The following is a 15,381-nucleotide window of genomic DNA, read 5'->3' as shown; positions in this document are numbered from 1 at the left end:
TGGGGAGCGGGCCTCGGGCCCCGGCCGGGGCGAACGGTCACGATCGGTGGTGCGGCCCGCGATGGGGCCGGACCCGGGGGCATGTGCCACACGGCCGGACCCAGAGTATCGAAGAGAGGTTCCACAGCGGTACACCCCGTGGGCCTTCGATCTGGTGTGTTGCCGGTTCTGGCCGGATTGCATGCGGGAATCGGATCGGAAAGCGCCGCTGGATTGACACAAAAGTGGCAGTCGAGAACGTAAACCGGGCCGACCCCCGAAAGGGTCGGCCCGGTGGGGGGACGGGCCCCCGGAGCGCCGTGCGCTAGTCCAGCAGGCCCAGCCGCTGGGCGGCGGCCTCGGGGTCGACCGGGACGATCTGCGGCTGCGGCGCGCCGGCCACCGCCCAGTCCGGGTCCTTGAGGCCGTTGCCGGTCACGGTGCAGACGATCCGCTGGCCCGGGTCGACCAGGCCGGCCTCCGCCTTGGCCAGCAGACCGGCCACCGAGGCGGCCGAGGCGGGCTCCACGAAGACGCCCTCCTGGGAGGCCAACAGGCGGTACGCGGAGAGGATCTGACGGTCGGTCACCTTGTCGATCAGACCGCCCGACTCGTTGCGCGCGGCGAGCGCGTAGTCCCAGGAGGCCGGGTTGCCGATCCGGATCGCGGTGGCGATGGTCTGCGGCTTGAGCACCGGGGCGCCGTCGACGATCGGGGCCGAGCCGGAGGCCTGGAAACCCCACATCCGCGGGGTGCGGGTGGCCAGGCCGTCCGCGGCGTACTCGCGGTAGCCCTTCCAGTACGCGGTGATGTTGCCCGCGTTGCCGACCGGCAGCACGTGGATGTCCGGCGCGTCGCCGAGCATGTCGACGATCTCGAAGGCGGCGGTCTTCTGGCCCTCGATCCGGACCGGGTTCACCGAGTTGACCAGCGCCACCGGGTACTTCTCGGACAGTTCACGCGCAAGGGTGAGGCAGTCGTCGAAGTTCCCGTCCACCTGGAGGATCTTCGCGCCGTGCACCAGCGCCTGGCCCATCTTGCCCAGGGCGATCTTGCCCTGCGGGACGAGCACCGCCGACACCATCTGCGCCCGCACCGCGTAGGCGGCGGCGGAGGCCGAGGTGTTGCCGGTGGAGGCGCAGATGACGGCCTGGGCGCCGTCCTCCTTCGCCTTGGAGATGGCCATCGTCATGCCGCGGTCCTTGAAGGACCCGGTCGGGTTGGCGCCCTCGACCTTGAGGTACACCTCGCAGCCGGTGCGCTCGGAGAGCACCTGGGCGGGAACCAGCGGGGTGCCGCCCTCCAGCAGGGTGACCACCGGGGTCGCCGCGGTGACCGGCAGCCGGTCGCGGTACTCCTCGATCAGGCCACGCCACTGGTGGGTGTGGGTGGTGCCACGGGCGGCGGCGTTCTCGGCAACGCTGCTCATCATCTGTTCCTATTCCCCTTCGACCCGCATGATGCTGGCCACGTCGCGCACGCTGTCGAGTGCGCGGAGCTTGTCCACGGTCGCCGACAGCGCGGCGTCGGTGGCGCGGTGGGTGACCACGACGAGCGAGGCGTCGCCGTCGCGGCCCTGCTGGCGCACGGTGTCGATGGAGACGCCGTGCTCGGCGAAGACGGAGGCGACCTGGGCGAGCACGCCCGCGCGGTCGTCGACGTCCAGGCTGACGTGGTAGCGGGTGACGACCTCGTCCATCGGCTTGGCCGGCAGTCGCGTGTACACCGAGTCGCCGGGGCCGGTGGAGCCGGCGAGCTTGTTGCGGCACACCGCGACGAGGTCGCCGAGGACCGCGGAGGCGGTCGGCGCGCCGCCCGCGCCCGGGCCGTAGAACATCAGCCGGCCGGCCGCCTCGGCCTCCACGAACACCGCGTTGTACGCCTCGCGGACCGAGGCCAGCGGGTGCGACAGCGGGATCATCGCCGGGTGGACGCGCGCGGTGACCGACTCGCCGTCGGCGGCCCGCTCGCAGATCGCCAGCAGCTTGACCACGCAGCCCATCGCCTTGGCGGAGGCGATGTCGGCGGCGGTCACCTCGGTGAGGCCCTCACGGTAGACGTCGGCCGCGGTCACCTTGGTGTGGAAGGCGATGCCGGCCAGGATCGCCGCCTTGGCGGCGGCGTCGAAGCCCTCCACGTCGGCGGTCGGGTCGGCCTCGGCGTAACCGAGCGCGGTGGCCTCCTCCAGCGCCTCCGAGTACCCGGCGCCGGTGGTGTCCATCTTGTCGAGGATGAAGTTGGTGGTGCCGTTGACGATGCCCAGCACCCGGTTGACCCGGTCGCCGGCCAGCGACTCGCGCAGCGGGCGCAGCAGCGGGATCGCGCCGGCCACCGCGGCCTCGTAGTAGAGGTCCACGCCGGCCTCGGCGGCCGCCGCGTGCAGCTCGGTGCCGTCCTTGGCCAGCAGTGCCTTGTTGGCGCTGACCACCGAGGCGCCCTGCTTGAACGCCGACAGGATGAGGTGTTTGGACGGCTCGATGCCGCCCACGACCTCGATCACCACGTCGATGTCGCCCCGGTTGACCAGTGCCTCGGCATCGGTGGTGAGCAGGTGCTCGGGCACCCCCGGGCGGGGGCGCCCCGCCCGGCGCACCGCGATGCCGGCGAGCTCGACCGGCGCGCCGATGCGCGCGGCGAGGTCGGCGGCGTCTGTCGTCATGATGCGCGCCACCTCGGAGCCCACCACACCACAGCCCAGCAACGCCACCTTCAGCGGCCGCGTACGCATCATCCGACTCCGCTCTGCATTCATGCTTCGGTCGTTCCGGCGGGGGTTTTCGGGGCCCGCCGGACTTTCGGTCTCTACCAGTCTCCGGGACTTTCCGTACAGATCTACGGTCGTTCCATGATCTGAGACAAGGATTTCGTCATCCGATATCCAGACGCAGGAGATCCTCCTCCGTCTCGCGCCGGACGATCACCCGGGCCGCGCCGTCCTTGACGGCGAGCACGGGAGGCTTGAGGGCGTGGTTGTAGTTGCTCGCCATGGAGCGGCAGTAGGCGCCGGTGGCGGGCACCGCGATGAGGTCGCCCGGGGCCAGGTCGGCCGGCAGGAAGGCGTCCCGGACGACGATGTCGCCGGACTCGCAGTGCTTGCCGACCACCCGGACCAGCATCGGCTCGGCCCCGCTGGTGCGCGACACCAGGGCCACCGAGTACTCGGCGTCGTACAGCGCGGTGCGGATGTTGTCGGACATCCCGCCGTCCACGCTGACGTAGGTGCGCAGCCCCTCCAGCGGCTTGACGGTGCCGACCTCGTACAGGGTGAACGCGGTCGGGCCGACGATCGCCCGGCCCGGCTCCACGCTCAGCCGGGGGGCGGTGAGGTTCGCGGCGGCGCACTCGCGGCGCACGATGTCGGCCAGCGCGGCGGCGATCTCGGCCGGCTCGCGCGGGTCGTCCTCGCTGGTGTAGGCGATGCCGAGGCCGCCGCCGAGGTCGATCTCGGGCAGCTCGACGCCGTGCTCGTCGCGGATCGACGCCAGCAGGCCGACCACCCGGCGGGCGGCCACCTCGAAACCGGCGGTGTCGAAGATCTGCGAGCCGATGTGCGAGTGGATGCCGCGCAGTTCCAGGCTCTCGCCGTGCGCCAGCACCCGGCGGACCGCCTCGGCGGCCGCTCCCCCGGTCAGCGAGAGGCCGAACTTCTGGTCCTCGTGGGCGGTGGCGATGAACTCGTGGGTGTGCGCCTCGACGCCGACGGTGATCCGGATCAGCACCGGCTGGCGCACGCCCTGCCGGCCGGCGATCGCCGCGAGCCGCTCGATCTCCTCGTAGGAGTCGAGCACGATGTGCCCGACCCCGGTCTTCACCGCGTGCTCGAGCTCGTCCACCGACTTGTTGTTGCCGTGCAGCGCGATCCGCTCCGGCGGCATCCCGGCGGCCAGCGCCACGGCCAGCTCGCCCGGGCTGCACACGTCGAGGTTGAGGCCCTCCTCGTGCAGCCAGCGCACGACGGCCTTGGAGAGGAAGGCCTTCCCCGCGTAGAAGACGTCGGCGTCCGTGCCGAAGGCCTCGCGCCAGGCGCGCGCCCGGGCGCGGAAGTCGGCCTCGTCCATGACGTACGCCGGGGTGCCGTACTCGGCGGCCAGCCGCTTCACGTCGACGCCGCCGACGGTGACCACGCCCTCGGTGTCACGGGCGACGGTCCGGGACCAGACCTTGGGGTCGAGCGCGTTCAGGTCGCTCGGGGGCGCCTGGTAGTGGCCCTCGGGCAGCACGTCGCCGTGCCGGGGGCCTGCGGGGTGTGCGGAGCGAGACATGTCGTTGGTTTCCTCGACCTATGGCGAGGGGCGGCGACGGTCCCCGTTGACCGTCCGCCGCCCCCGCTGTGCACATGGGGGTGGTTCCTACATCCGCTCGGGCGCCGAGACGCCCAGCAGCGTCAGGCCGTTCGCGATGACCGTGCGTGTCGCGTCGGCCAGCCAGAGCCGGGCGTGCGTGAGGTCGGTGGCCTCGTCGTCGCCCTTCGGCAGGATCTGGCAGTTGTCGTAGAAGCGGTGGTACTTGCCCGCCAGCTCCTCCAGGTAGCGCGCGACCCGGTGCGGCTCGCGCAGCTCGCCGGCGGTCGCCAGGACGCGCGGGAACTCGCCGAGCTGGCCGAGCAGGTCGGACTCCCACTCGGTGGCGAGCAGCTCGGGTTTGAAGTCGGCGGACCGGGTGATGCCCAGCTCGCCGGCCTTGCGCTGGACCGAGCACATCCGGGCGTGCGCGTACTGGACGTAGAAGACCGGGTTCTCGTTGGTCTGGCTGGTCAGCACGTTGATGTCGAGGGTGATGGTGGAGTCGGTGGAGGACCGCGCCAGGGTGTAGCGGGCCGCGTCCACGCCGATCCACTCGACGACGTCGTCGATCGTGATGATGTTGCCGGCCCGCTTGGACATGCGGACCTCCTCGCCGTCGCGCAGCATCTTCACGAACTGGCCGATCCGGACCTCGATGTTGCGGTCCATGTCGTCGCCCGCGCAGGCGGCGATGGCCTTGAGGCGGTTGACGTAGCCGTGGTGGTCCGCGCCCAGCATGTAGACCGAGACCTCGGCGCCCCGGTCGCGCTTGGAGAGGTAGTAGGCGGCGTCGGCGGCGAAGTAGGTGGTGTCGCCGTCCGCCTTGACCAGGACGCGGTCCTTGTCGTCGCCGAAGTCGGTGGTGCGCAGCCAGATGGCGCCGTCCTGCTCGAAGACGTGGCCCTGCTCGCGCAGCCGCTCGATGGACTCGCCGACGGCGCCGGAGTCGTGCAGCGACTTCTCCGAGAACCACACGTCGAAGTGGGTGCCGAACTCGTCCATCGAGCGCTTGATCTCGGCGACCATGAGCTTGAGGCCCTCGGTGCGGAAGACCTGCAGCTGCTCGTCCTCGGACTTCTCCAGCAGGCCCGGGACGGCCTCGGTGATCGCCTTGGCGATGTCGGCGATGTACTCGCCGACGTAGCCGCCCTCCGGCACCTCGCGGCCGTTCGCGGCGGCCTGCAGCGAGGCGGCGAACTTGGTGATCTGCACGCCGGCGTCGTTGAGGTAGTACTCGGTGGTGACGTCGGCGCCGGAGGCGCGCAGCACGCGGGCCAGCGAGTCGCCGACGGCGGCCCAGCGGACGCCGCCGATGTGGATCGGGCCGGTCGGGTTGGCGGAGACGAACTCCAGGTTGATCGCCAGGCCCTTGAGCGCCTCGTTGCGGCCGTACCCGGCGCCCGCCTCGACGATGGTGCGGGCCAGCTCGCCCTGGGTGGCGGTGTCCAGGGTGATGTTCAGGAAGCCCGGGCCGGCGATGTCGACCTTGGCGACGCCGGTGATCCCTCGCAGGCGGTCGGCCAGTACCTCGGCAACGGCTCGCGGCGGCTGGCCGGCCGCCTTGGCGAGCTGGAGGGCCACGTTGGTCGCGTAGTCGCCGTGGTCCCTGTTCTTGGGCCGCTCGACCGTCACGTGCTCGGGCACGGCGACGGCCAGCTCGCCCGCCTCGACGGCGGCGCTCACTGCGGCCTGGACTGCCTGGGAAAGCTCTGCGGGGGTCACGACGCCAAGCGTAGGCGAGAGAGGGAGGGCGCCCGCCACCCGGTTTGCCGGTTGGGACGTCCGACGCCGTCGCTCAGCCCCGATCGCTCCGATCTGTTCGCTGAGGGCGAAACGCGTCGGCGGCGTCGTGGTCCCGGCCGAGCTCCACCAGCCGCCGCACCAGCGCCACCAGGTCCGCCGGATCGAAGGGCTTGCCCAGGTAGCCGTCCACCCCGACCGACTCCCCCAGGTCCAGATCGGCCGGCGTGCAGGCGCTCACGATCGCGATCGGCAGCAGTCGCGTCCCCGGCGCCGCCCGCAGCCGGGCCGCCGTCCGCAGGCCGTCCAGCCGCGGCATCATCACGTCCAGCGTCACCACGTCGGGCTTCACCCGGCGGACCACCTCCAGGCACTCGGCACCGTCGGCGGCGGTCACCACCTCGAAGCCCTCGAGCTCCAGGTTGACCCTGATCAGCTGGCGGATCACCTCGCTGTCGTCCACCACGAGGACCCGCCCGGACACTCCCGACACCTCACCGAGGGTATCGGCGGCCCCGCCGCCCCGTCCGGCCTTTCCGCACTTCCACCGGCCCGCCCGCCCGCCCCCCGCCGAAACCCGTGCACGGAGCACGCCCCGGGCCTGGTAGTGTTCTCCACGTCGAAGCGAACGCGACGACAACACCGAGCAAGCCCCCGTAGCTCAGGGGATAGAGCACCGCCCTCCGGAGGCGGGTGCGTAGGTTCGAATCCTACCGGGGGCACTTCGCGAGAAGTGCCGAAGAGGCCCAGGCCAGTGGCGAGTTGCCACCGGACTGGGCCTTCGTCATGCTCCGGCCCGTCCGTTCCGGCCCGCCGCTCGCCGCCGCGACGGCCCGGCGGAACGGGCGTCAGGAGGCGGCGGCGGTGACGGCCTCGGCGTAGAGGGCCGCGATGGTGTGGTCGAAGGCGGCGCTGTAGGAGGTGTCGGGGGTGTCGCCGCCCTCCTGGTGGCCGCCGATGGTGCCGATGACGTGGCCGGTGGCGGTGGAGATCCAGGGGCCGCCGCTGGTGCCGCCCGGGTAGGCGGGGCAGTCGACGACGCGTTGGAAGCCGCTCTGGCGGCCGGTGGTGTTGGTGCACAGCAGGGGGCGTTCGCCGCCGGCCGGGTAGCCGTAGAGGCGGACGTCGGTGTCGAACGGCTCGTCGGTGCCGAGGGTGTTGCCGCCGACGACGTCCTCGATCCGGCGGCCGGCGGCGTCGGGGGCGGTCTCCAGGACGGCGAAGTCCTCGTCCTGGTCGCCGCCCCGGGACCAGGCGGCGGTGGTGTGCACGGCGGTGACCCGCCAGGTGCCGTACGGGGCGCGGCCGTCGCGGTAGCCGGGGGCGAAGGTGACGCCGCTCGGGTCGTCGAGGCAGTGCGCGGCGGTGAGCAGCAGGTTGCCGGTGGGGCTGTGCAGCACGCTGGCGGTGCAGAAGTGGTTGCCGGCGTGGACGGTGCCGCTGAACAGGGCGCCGACGGTGGCCGCCTCGGGGGTGGCCGGGGCGGTGGCGGTGGTGCCCGGCGGATCGCTCGGGGTGGGGACCGGGGTGGGCGTCGGGGTGGCGGCCCGGGCGGGAGTCGGGGTGAGCGTCGGAACGGGCGTGGCGGCCGGGGACAGCGGGGCCGTGGCCGCCGTGGTCTCCGGGGAGGCCACGGCGGTGGCCCGGGGGGTCACGCTGTGGGTGCCGACGACCACGGCCGCCACGGTGAGCGCGGAGAGGGTCGTGGTGACCAGGGTCGGGGCCAGGAAGCGGCGTCGGCCGGTGCGGCGGCGGTGCTGGCCCATGCCTGGTCGGCTCCTGTCCTGGTCGGCGGCGGTACGGGAACCGACTATGGCGTCCGGAGCTGGGAGGGCTGTGATGCGGCGCTGGGAACGCGATGAGAATTCAGCCGGTCACCGCACTGCTACAGCGCTTCGGCGAGCGCGTCGGCGGTGATGAAGGCGGTGTGGGTGCCCGCGGTGGTGCAGGCGAAGGCGCCGGCCACCGAGCCGGCGCGGGCGCAGTCGAGCGGCGGGCGGCCCCGGAACCAGGCGGAGAGGAAGCCGGCGACGAAGGCGTCCCCGGCGCCGTTGCTGTCCACCACCGGCGCGCCCGGGTCGACGGCCGGGAGGTGGTGCGGGGCCGCGTCGTCCCGGGTGAGCAGGTGGCAGCCGGCGGCGCCGGCCGTCGCGACCACGACGGAGGCCCGGCCCTCGGCGAGGATCGAGCGCATCAGCTCCGGACAGCGGTCCGGGGCGCCGGCCGTGGAGAGGAAGACCAGGTCGGAGTTGACCGCGTAGTGCCGGTGGTGCGGGTTCTCGCCGTCCCAGTCGTGCAGGTCGGTGGAGCTGGTGCGGCCGAGCCGGCGCAGGTCCGGGTAGAGGTCGCGGTTGTGGCCGGTGATGGAGAGGTGGACGTGCCGGCTGCGCTCCAGGTACGGCAGGTAGAACGAGCGCGGCAGCCGCAGCGAGGCGGGGTGGCGGCCGTCGTGGAAGGAGAACCGGCGGCCGTCCGCGTCGACCAGGTTGACCGAGCGCGGGGTGCCGTGCGGCGAGACCAGCCGGGCGAAGGGCAGGCCCTCGCGGGCATAGGCGGCCAGGATCAGCTCGGCCTGCGGATCGTCGCCGAGGTAGTCGATGAAGGCGGTGCGCACGCCGAGCCGGTGGGCGCCGAGAGCGACGCCGTTGCCGGTGTGGGCGACGTAGTCGTGGATCGGCGGTACGTGGTGGGAGTCCCCGGCGGGCACTTCGAGCCGGTCGACCCGGACGACGGTGTCGACGCCGGCCCCGCCCACCACCAGCAGTTCGAAGTCGGACTCGGTCACGGCGGCGCCTCCTTGCTCCGGGATGGTGACGAGGAGTCAAGCAGGCGCCGCGGGCGGGCTGCAAGAGCTTGCAGCAAATTTCATCGGGCTCGCTGTCGCTGGTGGGCCGGGGTCTGCGCCTGGGTCTGCGGCGCCTGCGCGCCGGCCCCGGCCTCCGCCTCCGCCGCGCCCCCGGCGGTCCCGGCGGCCTCCCCCGGCGCCGGCCGGTGGTCGATCATCACGAAGGCGATCAGCGCGGCCAGCAGCAGGATGCCCATCGCCACCCAGGTGGCGACCACATAGCCGTGCACCGCGCCCTGGGCCTGGACGGCGGGGTCCCCGGCGCCGGCGGCGCGGGCGGCCAGCCAGGTCGCGGTGGCGCTGGCCGCGATGGTGTTCAGCAGCGCCGTGCCGAAGGAGCCGCCGACCTGCTGGGCCGAGTTGATGGTGGCCGAGGCCGCGCCCGCCTCGTTCGGGGCGACGCCGAGGGTGGCGAGGCTCATCGACGGCATGAAGATCAGGCCCATGCCGAAGCCGAGCAGCAGTTCGGCGGGCAGCACCATGCCGGCCCAGGGGCTGTCCACGTGCATCCGGGTCAGCCAGGCCATGCCGGCGGCGGCCAGCAGCAGTCCGGGACCGATCAGGTTGCGGGACGGCACCCTGGTCATCAGCCGGGCCGCGAAGCCGGTCGAGCTGATGACGATGGCGGCGGTCATCGGCAGGAAGGAGACGCCGGACATGATCGGCGAGAAGTGCTTGATCACCTGCAGGTAGTAGGTCAGGAACAGGAACAGGCCGAACATGCCGATCATCGCCAGGCCGACCGAGAGGGCGCCGCCTCCCCGGTTCCGGTCGGCGATGATGTGCGTCGGCAGCAGCGCGTGCGGCGTCCGCTTCTCGACCAGCACGAACACCGCCAGCAGCAGCACGCCGAACGCCAGCGAGCCGAGCACCAGCGCGTCGCCCCAGCCCCGGGTGACCGCCTCGGACATCCCGAACACGATCGCGAGCAGACCGCCGCAGCCGAGCAGCGCGCCGGGCAGGTCGAGCCTGATCCGGGCACCCTTGCCGATGTGGTCGCGCTCCAGCACGGAGAACGCCGCGAAGGCGGCCGCCACCGCGATCGGGGTGTTGACGAACAGGCACCAGCGCCAGTTGAGGTACTCGGTCAGCACACCGCCGAGCAGCAGGCCGATCGCGGCGCCGCCGCCGGCGATCGCGCCGAAGATCCCGAAGGCGGTGCTCCGCTCCTTGGGATCGGAGAAGGTCGTGGAGAGCAGGCCCAGCGCGGACGGGGCCAGCAGCGCGCCGAAGGCACCCTGCAGGGCCCGGGCCGCGAAGAGCATGGTGGGTCCGTTGGCGCCGCCGCCGATCGCGGAGGCGAGCGCGAAGCCGAGCAGGCCGACGATGAAGACGCGCTTGCGGCCGAAGAGGTCCCCGAGCCGGCCGCCGAGCAGCAGCAGTCCGCCGAAGGCCAGCGTGTAGGCGGTGATCACCCACTGCCGGTCGGCGTCCGAGATGCCGAGGTCCTTCTGGGCCGACGGGAGGGCGATGTTCACGATGGTGATGTCGAGGACGATCATCAGCTGGGCGATGGCGATGACCGCCAGGGCCCACCAGCGGCGGGACTCCGCCGCCGCATGACCGGTGGGGGCTTGGGCTTGGGCAGACACTGGGAGAGCCTTTCCGGAGGGGGTCGGAGAGGTCACGCAGTCGCCTTCCAGCCAAACGCTCGGGGCGGCGATTGGCAAGGAAAAATCTGCACAAATCGGTGGAACAGGACCAGAGAACCAGCGGGTACGGGACCACGGCAGGACCACCGTGGGACCACGGCAGGAGGCCCCCGGGACCGTCCCCGGGGGCCTCGCGCCGTGCTCGTCCGCGGCTACAGCGCCGACAGCTCCGCGACCAGGTCGTCCAGGCCCAGCGAGCCCTGCGACAGCGCCGCCATGTGCCAGGCCTTGAGGTCGAAGACCTCGCCGCGCGCCTCGTGCGCCGCCCGGGCCGCCGCGCGCCCGCGCAGCCAGGCCCGCTCACCCAGCTTGTAGCCGATCGCCTGCCCGGGCAGACCCAGGTAGCGGACCAGCTCGCTGTCCAGGAAGTCGGCGGACAGCCCGCAGTACAGGCCGAAGAACTCCCGCGCGGCCTCCGGCGAGACCGGCTCCCCCGCGCGGTACGGCGAGTCCGCCGGGAACTCCAGGCCGACGTGCATGCCGATGTCGACGATCACCCGCAGCGCCCGCATCATCTGGGCGTTGAGGTAGCCGAGCCGGTGGCCGGGGTCGGTGAGGTAGCCGAGCTCGTCCATCAGGCGCTCGGCGTACAGCGCCCAGCCCTCCTGGTTGGCGCTCACCCCGCCGAGGCTCACCTGGTAGGTGGAGAGCCGGTCGGCGACGTAGTTCCACTGCGCGAGTTGCAGGTGGTGGCCCGGGACGCCCTCGTGGTACCAGGTCGAGACGAGGTCCCACTCCGGGAACCGCTCACGGCCCAGCAGCGGCAGCCAGGTCCGGCCGGGGCGGCTGAAGTCCAGCGACGGGGCGGTGTAGTACGGCGCGGCGGCGCTGCCGGCCGGGGCGATCCGCGACTCGACCCGGGTGATCGGCTCGGCCAGGTCGAAGTGGGTGCCCTGGAGGTCGGCGATCGCGGAGTCCATCAGGCCCTGGAGGAACTCACGGGCGGCCTCGGCGCCGACCCGCGCGGGGCCGTCGCTCTCCAGCCACTTCATCGCCTCCATCGGCTCCGCGCCCGGCCGCACCTTCTCCGCCTCGACCCGCATCTGGGCGAGCAGGTCGTGGAACTCCTGCCAGGCCCAGGCGTAGGCCTCGTCGAGGTCGAGGTCGGCGCCGGTCCAGTAGCGCACCCAGCGGCCGTAGCGCTCGCGGCCCACGGTGTCGGGCGCGTCGGCGGCGGCCGGCCCGTAGACGTCGCGCAGCCAGTCGCGCAGGGCGGCCAGCGCCTCGGCGGCGGCCAGCGCGTGGCCGGCCAGCTCCTCGCGCAGCGCCTCGGGGGCCGTCCGGACCAGGTCGCCGAACCAGCCGGCCGGGGACTCGCCGGTCAGCCACTCGCCGAGCTGGCCGGTCACCGTGGTGACCTGGCGGGGGCCGGACAGCAGACCGCGCTCGACGCCCTCGGCGAGGGTGGCGCGGTAGCCGGTGAGCGCCTCGGGAACCCGGGCCAGGCGGCGGCCGAGGATCCGCCACTGCTCCTCGGTGTCGGTGGGCATCAGGGTGAAGACATCGCGGACCATGTGCACCGGGGAACCCAGGTTGTGGACCGCCCGGTAGCGCTCGCCCGCGTCGTGCACGGCGAGCTCGGCGGTGAGCCGCTCGCGCAGCAGGCGGGCGCAGCGCCGTTCGGCCTCGTCCCGGGGGGCGCCGGCCGCCTCGGCGGCGTCGAGCGCCGCCTCGGCCCCGTCGAGCCGGGCCAGGGTGGCACGGCCGAGTTCCGCGACCGCCTCGGCGCCGGCCGGGGAGAGGTCGGGAAGGCGGTCGTCCTCGGGGTTCAGGCCCAGATAGACCGCGGTCAGCGGGTCGAGCTCGGCGAGGTCCCGTACATAGGCGTCGGCGACACCGCGGGGTGTGGTGCCGTCGGAGCTGATCAGTTCAACCATTCGGACATCATCGCGTGGCCCGGGCCGATTGCAAGCCCCCTCCTGGTGGCATGGACCGGCCAATTCGCCGCCGGACAGCGGGGATCAGCCGTCCGCCCGGCCCGGCCGGCGGCGGCGCAGCGCCCGGCCCGGGTCCCACCGGGGCCGTCCGCGGGCGAAGGGGAAGAAGGCGAGACCGATCAGCGCGGCACTGAAGTGCCCGAGGTCCGTGAAGGTGTGCGAGACCACCAGCGGCACCAGGTAGAAGACCACCACCCCGCCGCCGTACAGCCACCGCCAGCCGCCGGCGAACCGGTGGGCGAGCACCGCCACCACCCCGGCCAGCGCGTAGGAGACGCCGACGTCCACCGTCTCGGCCATGCCGCGCTGCAGGGTGCCCCGGACGATCCCCCAGGCCACCACGCCCTCGCTCACCAGGGTCGCCAGCACGTGCGCGGTCGCGGCCACGACGAACCAGCGCGCGGTGCCCAGCCAGCGCTCGGCGTTGGCGTGGAACAGGGTGAACAGCACGGCGTAGAGCGGCCAGCTCGACGTCTCGGTCCACAGCGCGCTGGCCACCAGGGCGTGCACCGGGCGGGAGCGCAGGTGCTCCAGGTTGGTCGAGCGGGCGGCCAGGAACCAGTCCAGGGTGTGCGGGTCCATCCGCGCCACGGCGAAGCTGGTGACCGCCAGCACCAGCAGCCACAGGTAGGTGCCGGGCGCCGAGCGGACCCACGCCAGGAGCGCGCCGGTCGCCCCGCGCAGCCGGCCCGCCCGGGACCGCCGGGGTGGCCCGGGCGGCCGTTCCAGCGTCTGCGCCATCCGGCGGGCCTCCTCGGTGCGGCGGCGTGCTGCGTCCCATCCTCGGGCGGGGCCCGCCGGGCCGCCTCCCGGGACCGGCCGTCCCGGGCGTCCGGGACGGGCCCGGGGCAGGTGTACGGGACGGGCATCCCGGAACGGCCTCCGGGCGGCCTCCGGAAGGGCGCAAACGCCCGTTCGGAAGATCGGTGCAGACCGGCCTCCGATCCGGCCGGGGACGGTTACGCTGACCGCCATGGAAGCCAGCTCAGTGCCCGTTCCATCCGCCCCCGAACCGGCCGGCCGGCCGCGGCGCGCCGGGTACCGGCGGCTGCCCGTGCAGCAACGGCGCGAGCAGCTGATCGCCGTGGCGCTGGAACTGTTCGCACACCGACCGCCCGAGGAGGTCGGCCTCGACGACGTCGCAGAGGCCGCCGGGGCGTCCCGGCCGCTGGTCTACCGGTACTTCGCGGGCGGCAAGCAGCAGCTCTACGAGGCGGCGCTGCGCAGCGCCGCCGAGGAGCTGACCGGCCGCTTCACGGTGCCGCCCGCCGGCACCCCGACCCAGCAGCTGTCCGCCGTGCTGGAGCACTACTTCTCCTTCGTCGCCGAGCACGACGCCGGCTACTCGGCGCTGCTGCGCGGCGGCTCGGTGGTGGAGACGGCCCGCACCTCGGCGATCGTGGACGACGTCCGGCGGGCGGCGCTGCGGCGGACGCTGCGCCACCTCGGGGTGCGGCAGGCCGGGCCGCGGCTGACGCTGCTGGTCCGCTCGTGGATCGCGGTGGTCGAGGGCGCCTCGCTGACCTGGCTCGACGAGGGCCGGGCGCTGCCGGTGGACGGGCTGCGCGAGTGGCTGGTGGACCAGTTCGTGGCGATGGCGGCGGCGACGGCCCTGCACGACCCGCAGACCGCCGAGGTGCTGGCGGTGCTCCTGGCGCTGGAGGGCCCGGACTCGCCGCGCACCGCCCGCCTGCGGGCGGTGCTGGAGCCGGCGGAGGGCTAGGCGCGGTTCAGCCGCTCTGCGCGGTGCCGCCGAGCAGTTCGGCGAGCACCGGCGGCCGGTCCTGCTCGGCGTCGGCGTCGGCGCTCTCCCGCTCCCAGCGCTCCAGGTCGCGCCCGACGTCCTCACGGGCCCGCGGGTGGCCGTCCAGAACCGGCAGCAGCTCGCGCAGCAGGGCGACGGCCGCCCGCGGCCGGCCCGAGCGGGCCAGCCAGAGCGCCAGGTCGTGGCAGGTCCGCAGGGTCCGCGGGTCGGCCGGCCCGAAGGCCCGGGAGAACTGCGGGATCAGCGCGACCAGTTGCTCGACGGCCCGCTCGGGCGAGCCGGCCGCGCCGCGCCGCCAGGCGTCATCGGCCTTCTGCCGCAGCGCCTCCGGGTCGGTGCCGACCTTGGCCTCGCGCAGCCGGCGGCGGACCTCGGCGGCGTCGGCCGGCCGGTCCTCCGGCTTCTTGGCGAGCATCTGGAGGACCAGCCGGTCCAGCGCGGGGTCGGGCGTGCCGGGGGCCGGGGGCTCCTCGTGGAGGTGCTTGAACATCATGCTGACCGGCGTGTCGGCGCTGAACGGGCGGCGGCCGGCGCACAGCTGGTAGAGGATCACGCCGAGCGCGTACAGGTCGGCCCGGCCGTCGATCGTCTCGCCGGACCAGCACTCCGGCGCCAGGTAGGCCGGGGTGCCGATGACCACGCCGGTGGAGGTGAGCCCGCCGCCCTGCTGGGTGAGCAGCCGGGCGATGCCGAAGTCCAGCACCTTGGCCTCACCGGTGTCGGTGATCATGATGTTCTCGGGCTTGATGTCCCGGTGCACCACGCCGCTGCGGTGCGCGGAGTCCAGCGCCTTGCAGACCTGCCGCGCCCAGCGCAGGGCGACCGACAGCTCCGGGCGGGCCCCGTCGCGCAGCAGCGCGGAGAGCGGCCGGCCCCGGACCAGCTCCATCACCAGGTAGTGGGTCGAGCGCGCACCGTCCTGCACCCGCCCGTAGTCGAACAGGGTGACGATGTGCGGGTGGGACAGTCCGCCGACGGTCTTGGCCTCGCGGATGAACCGGCCGACCGCCTCCTCGTCGCCCGCCTTCTCGTCGGAGAGCACCTTGAGCGCGACCGCGCGCCCGATGGTCTCGTCGTGGGCGGCCCAGACCACGCCGAACCCGCCCTGGCCGAGCTCCCGGTCCAGCCGGTAGCGGCCGCCCACGACATCGCCCGCCTTCATGCCTTCCCCCACAAGTCC

General features: G+C 73.4%; 12 protein-coding genes and 1 tRNA gene. 2 read left to right on the top strand and 11 right to left on the bottom strand.

All coding sequences use genetic code 11. The features are described from left to right. Nucleotides 1-304: 304 nt before the first annotated feature. The 5 genes from thrC to ABTX81_RS32110 form a co-directional block, all read right to left on the bottom strand. On the bottom strand, nt 305-1,408 hold the full coding sequence (gene thrC, locus ABTX81_RS32130; protein WP_350553021.1) for a threonine synthase: 1,104 nt from the start codon (nt 1,406-1,408) through the stop codon (nt 305-307). 9 nt (nt 1,409-1,417) lie between these two features. Then, complete coding sequence (locus ABTX81_RS32125) at nt 1,418-2,710, bottom strand: homoserine dehydrogenase (protein WP_350553019.1); 1,293 nt, start codon at nt 2,708-2,710, stop codon at nt 1,418-1,420. A 136-nt stretch (nt 2,711-2,846) separates the two neighbouring features. Next, nucleotides 2,847-4,241, bottom strand: coding sequence for a diaminopimelate decarboxylase (lysA, locus tag ABTX81_RS32120; protein WP_350553017.1), 1,395 nt, complete (start codon nt 4,239-4,241; stop codon nt 2,847-2,849). A gap of 87 nt (nt 4,242-4,328) precedes the next feature. Then, a complete protein-coding gene (argS, locus tag ABTX81_RS32115; RefSeq protein WP_350553015.1) occupies nt 4,329-5,984 on the bottom strand; it encodes an arginine--tRNA ligase in 1,656 nt (551 codons plus the stop codon). Nucleotides 5,985-6,057: 73 nt separating this feature from the next. Further along, on the bottom strand, nt 6,058-6,486 hold the full coding sequence (locus ABTX81_RS32110) for a response regulator (protein ID WP_502892901.1): 429 nt from the start codon (nt 6,484-6,486) through the stop codon (nt 6,058-6,060). Between the two features lie 166 nt (nt 6,487-6,652). Here ABTX81_RS32110 and ABTX81_RS32105 point away from each other — a divergent pair. Then, nucleotides 6,653-6,724, top strand: a tRNA-Arg gene (locus ABTX81_RS32105). Nucleotides 6,725-6,850: 126 nt separating this feature from the next. Here ABTX81_RS32105 and ABTX81_RS32100 read toward each other — a convergent pair. The 5 genes from ABTX81_RS32100 to ABTX81_RS32080 all read right to left on the bottom strand — a co-directional run bounded on the left by ABTX81_RS32100 (nt 6,851) and on the right by ABTX81_RS32080 (nt 13,177). Next, nucleotides 6,851-7,768, bottom strand: a complete 918-nt coding sequence (locus ABTX81_RS32100) for a trypsin-like serine peptidase (RefSeq protein ID WP_350553011.1) — start codon at nt 7,766-7,768, stop codon at nt 6,851-6,853. A 119-nt stretch (nt 7,769-7,887) separates the two neighbouring features. Continuing rightward, on the bottom strand, nt 7,888-8,787 hold the full coding sequence (locus ABTX81_RS32095) for a carbohydrate kinase family protein (protein WP_350553009.1): 900 nt from the start codon (nt 8,785-8,787) through the stop codon (nt 7,888-7,890). A gap of 80 nt (nt 8,788-8,867) precedes the next feature. Continuing rightward, entirely contained in the window at nt 8,868-10,439 is a 1,572-nt protein-coding gene (locus ABTX81_RS32090; protein ID WP_350553007.1) for an MFS transporter, read from the bottom strand. Nucleotides 10,440-10,651: 212 nt separating this feature from the next. Beyond that, entirely contained in the window at nt 10,652-12,376 is a 1,725-nt protein-coding gene (locus ABTX81_RS32085; RefSeq protein WP_350553005.1) for a DUF885 domain-containing protein, read from the bottom strand. 84 nt (nt 12,377-12,460) lie between these two features. After that, nucleotides 12,461-13,177 (bottom strand): rhomboid-like protein, encoded by a 717-nt coding sequence (locus tag ABTX81_RS32080; RefSeq protein WP_350553003.1) that lies wholly within the window; start codon nt 13,175-13,177, stop codon nt 12,461-12,463. A 232-nt stretch (nt 13,178-13,409) separates the two neighbouring features. Here ABTX81_RS32080 and ABTX81_RS32075 point away from each other — a divergent pair, with 232 nt between their 5' ends. After that, nucleotides 13,410-14,159: a TetR/AcrR family transcriptional regulator gene (locus ABTX81_RS32075; RefSeq protein ID WP_350553001.1), complete on the top strand. Its 750-nt coding sequence runs from the start codon at nt 13,410-13,412 to the stop codon at nt 14,157-14,159. 7 nt (nt 14,160-14,166) lie between these two features. Here ABTX81_RS32075 and ABTX81_RS32070 read toward each other — a convergent pair whose 3' ends face one another. Then, nucleotides 14,167-15,363 (bottom strand): serine/threonine-protein kinase, encoded by a 1,197-nt coding sequence (locus tag ABTX81_RS32070; protein ID WP_350552999.1) that lies wholly within the window; start codon nt 15,361-15,363, stop codon nt 14,167-14,169. Nucleotides 15,364-15,381 lie beyond the last annotated feature (18 nt).

It is taken from the genome of Kitasatospora sp. NPDC097605, assembly GCF_040302725.1.
Classification (GTDB): domain Bacteria; phylum Actinomycetota; class Actinomycetes; order Streptomycetales; family Streptomycetaceae; genus Kitasatospora.
Note: the sequence above shows the minus strand (reverse complement) of the source record. Positions and strands in the feature narration are given on the sequence as shown.

What these genes read in the sequence shown, in the direction of transcription:
- thrC (WP_350553021.1), bottom strand. Translation starts at nt 1,408, where the DNA reads ATGAGCAGCGTTGCCGAGAACGCCGCCGCCCGTGGCACCACCCACACC.
- ABTX81_RS32125 (WP_350553019.1), bottom strand. Translation starts at nt 2,710, where the DNA reads ATGATGCGTACGCGGCCGCTGAAGGTGGCGTTGCTGGGCTGTGGTGTG.
- lysA (WP_350553017.1), bottom strand. Translation starts at nt 4,241, where the DNA reads ATGTCTCGCTCCGCACACCCCGCAGGCCCCCGGCACGGCGACGTGCTG.
- ABTX81_RS32100 (WP_350553011.1), bottom strand. Translation starts at nt 7,768, where the DNA reads ATGGGCCAGCACCGCCGCCGCACCGGCCGACGCCGCTTCCTGGCCCCG.
- ABTX81_RS32085 (WP_350553005.1), bottom strand. Translation starts at nt 12,376, where the DNA reads ATGGTTGAACTGATCAGCTCCGACGGCACCACACCCCGCGGTGTCGCC.
- ABTX81_RS32080 (WP_350553003.1), bottom strand. Translation starts at nt 13,177, where the DNA reads ATGGCGCAGACGCTGGAACGGCCGCCCGGGCCACCCCGGCGGTCCCGG.
- ABTX81_RS32075 (WP_350553001.1), top strand. Translation starts at nt 13,410, where the DNA reads ATGGAAGCCAGCTCAGTGCCCGTTCCATCCGCCCCCGAACCGGCCGGC.
- ABTX81_RS32070 (WP_350552999.1), bottom strand. Translation starts at nt 15,363, where the DNA reads ATGAAGGCGGGCGATGTCGTGGGCGGCCGCTACCGGCTGGACCGGGAG.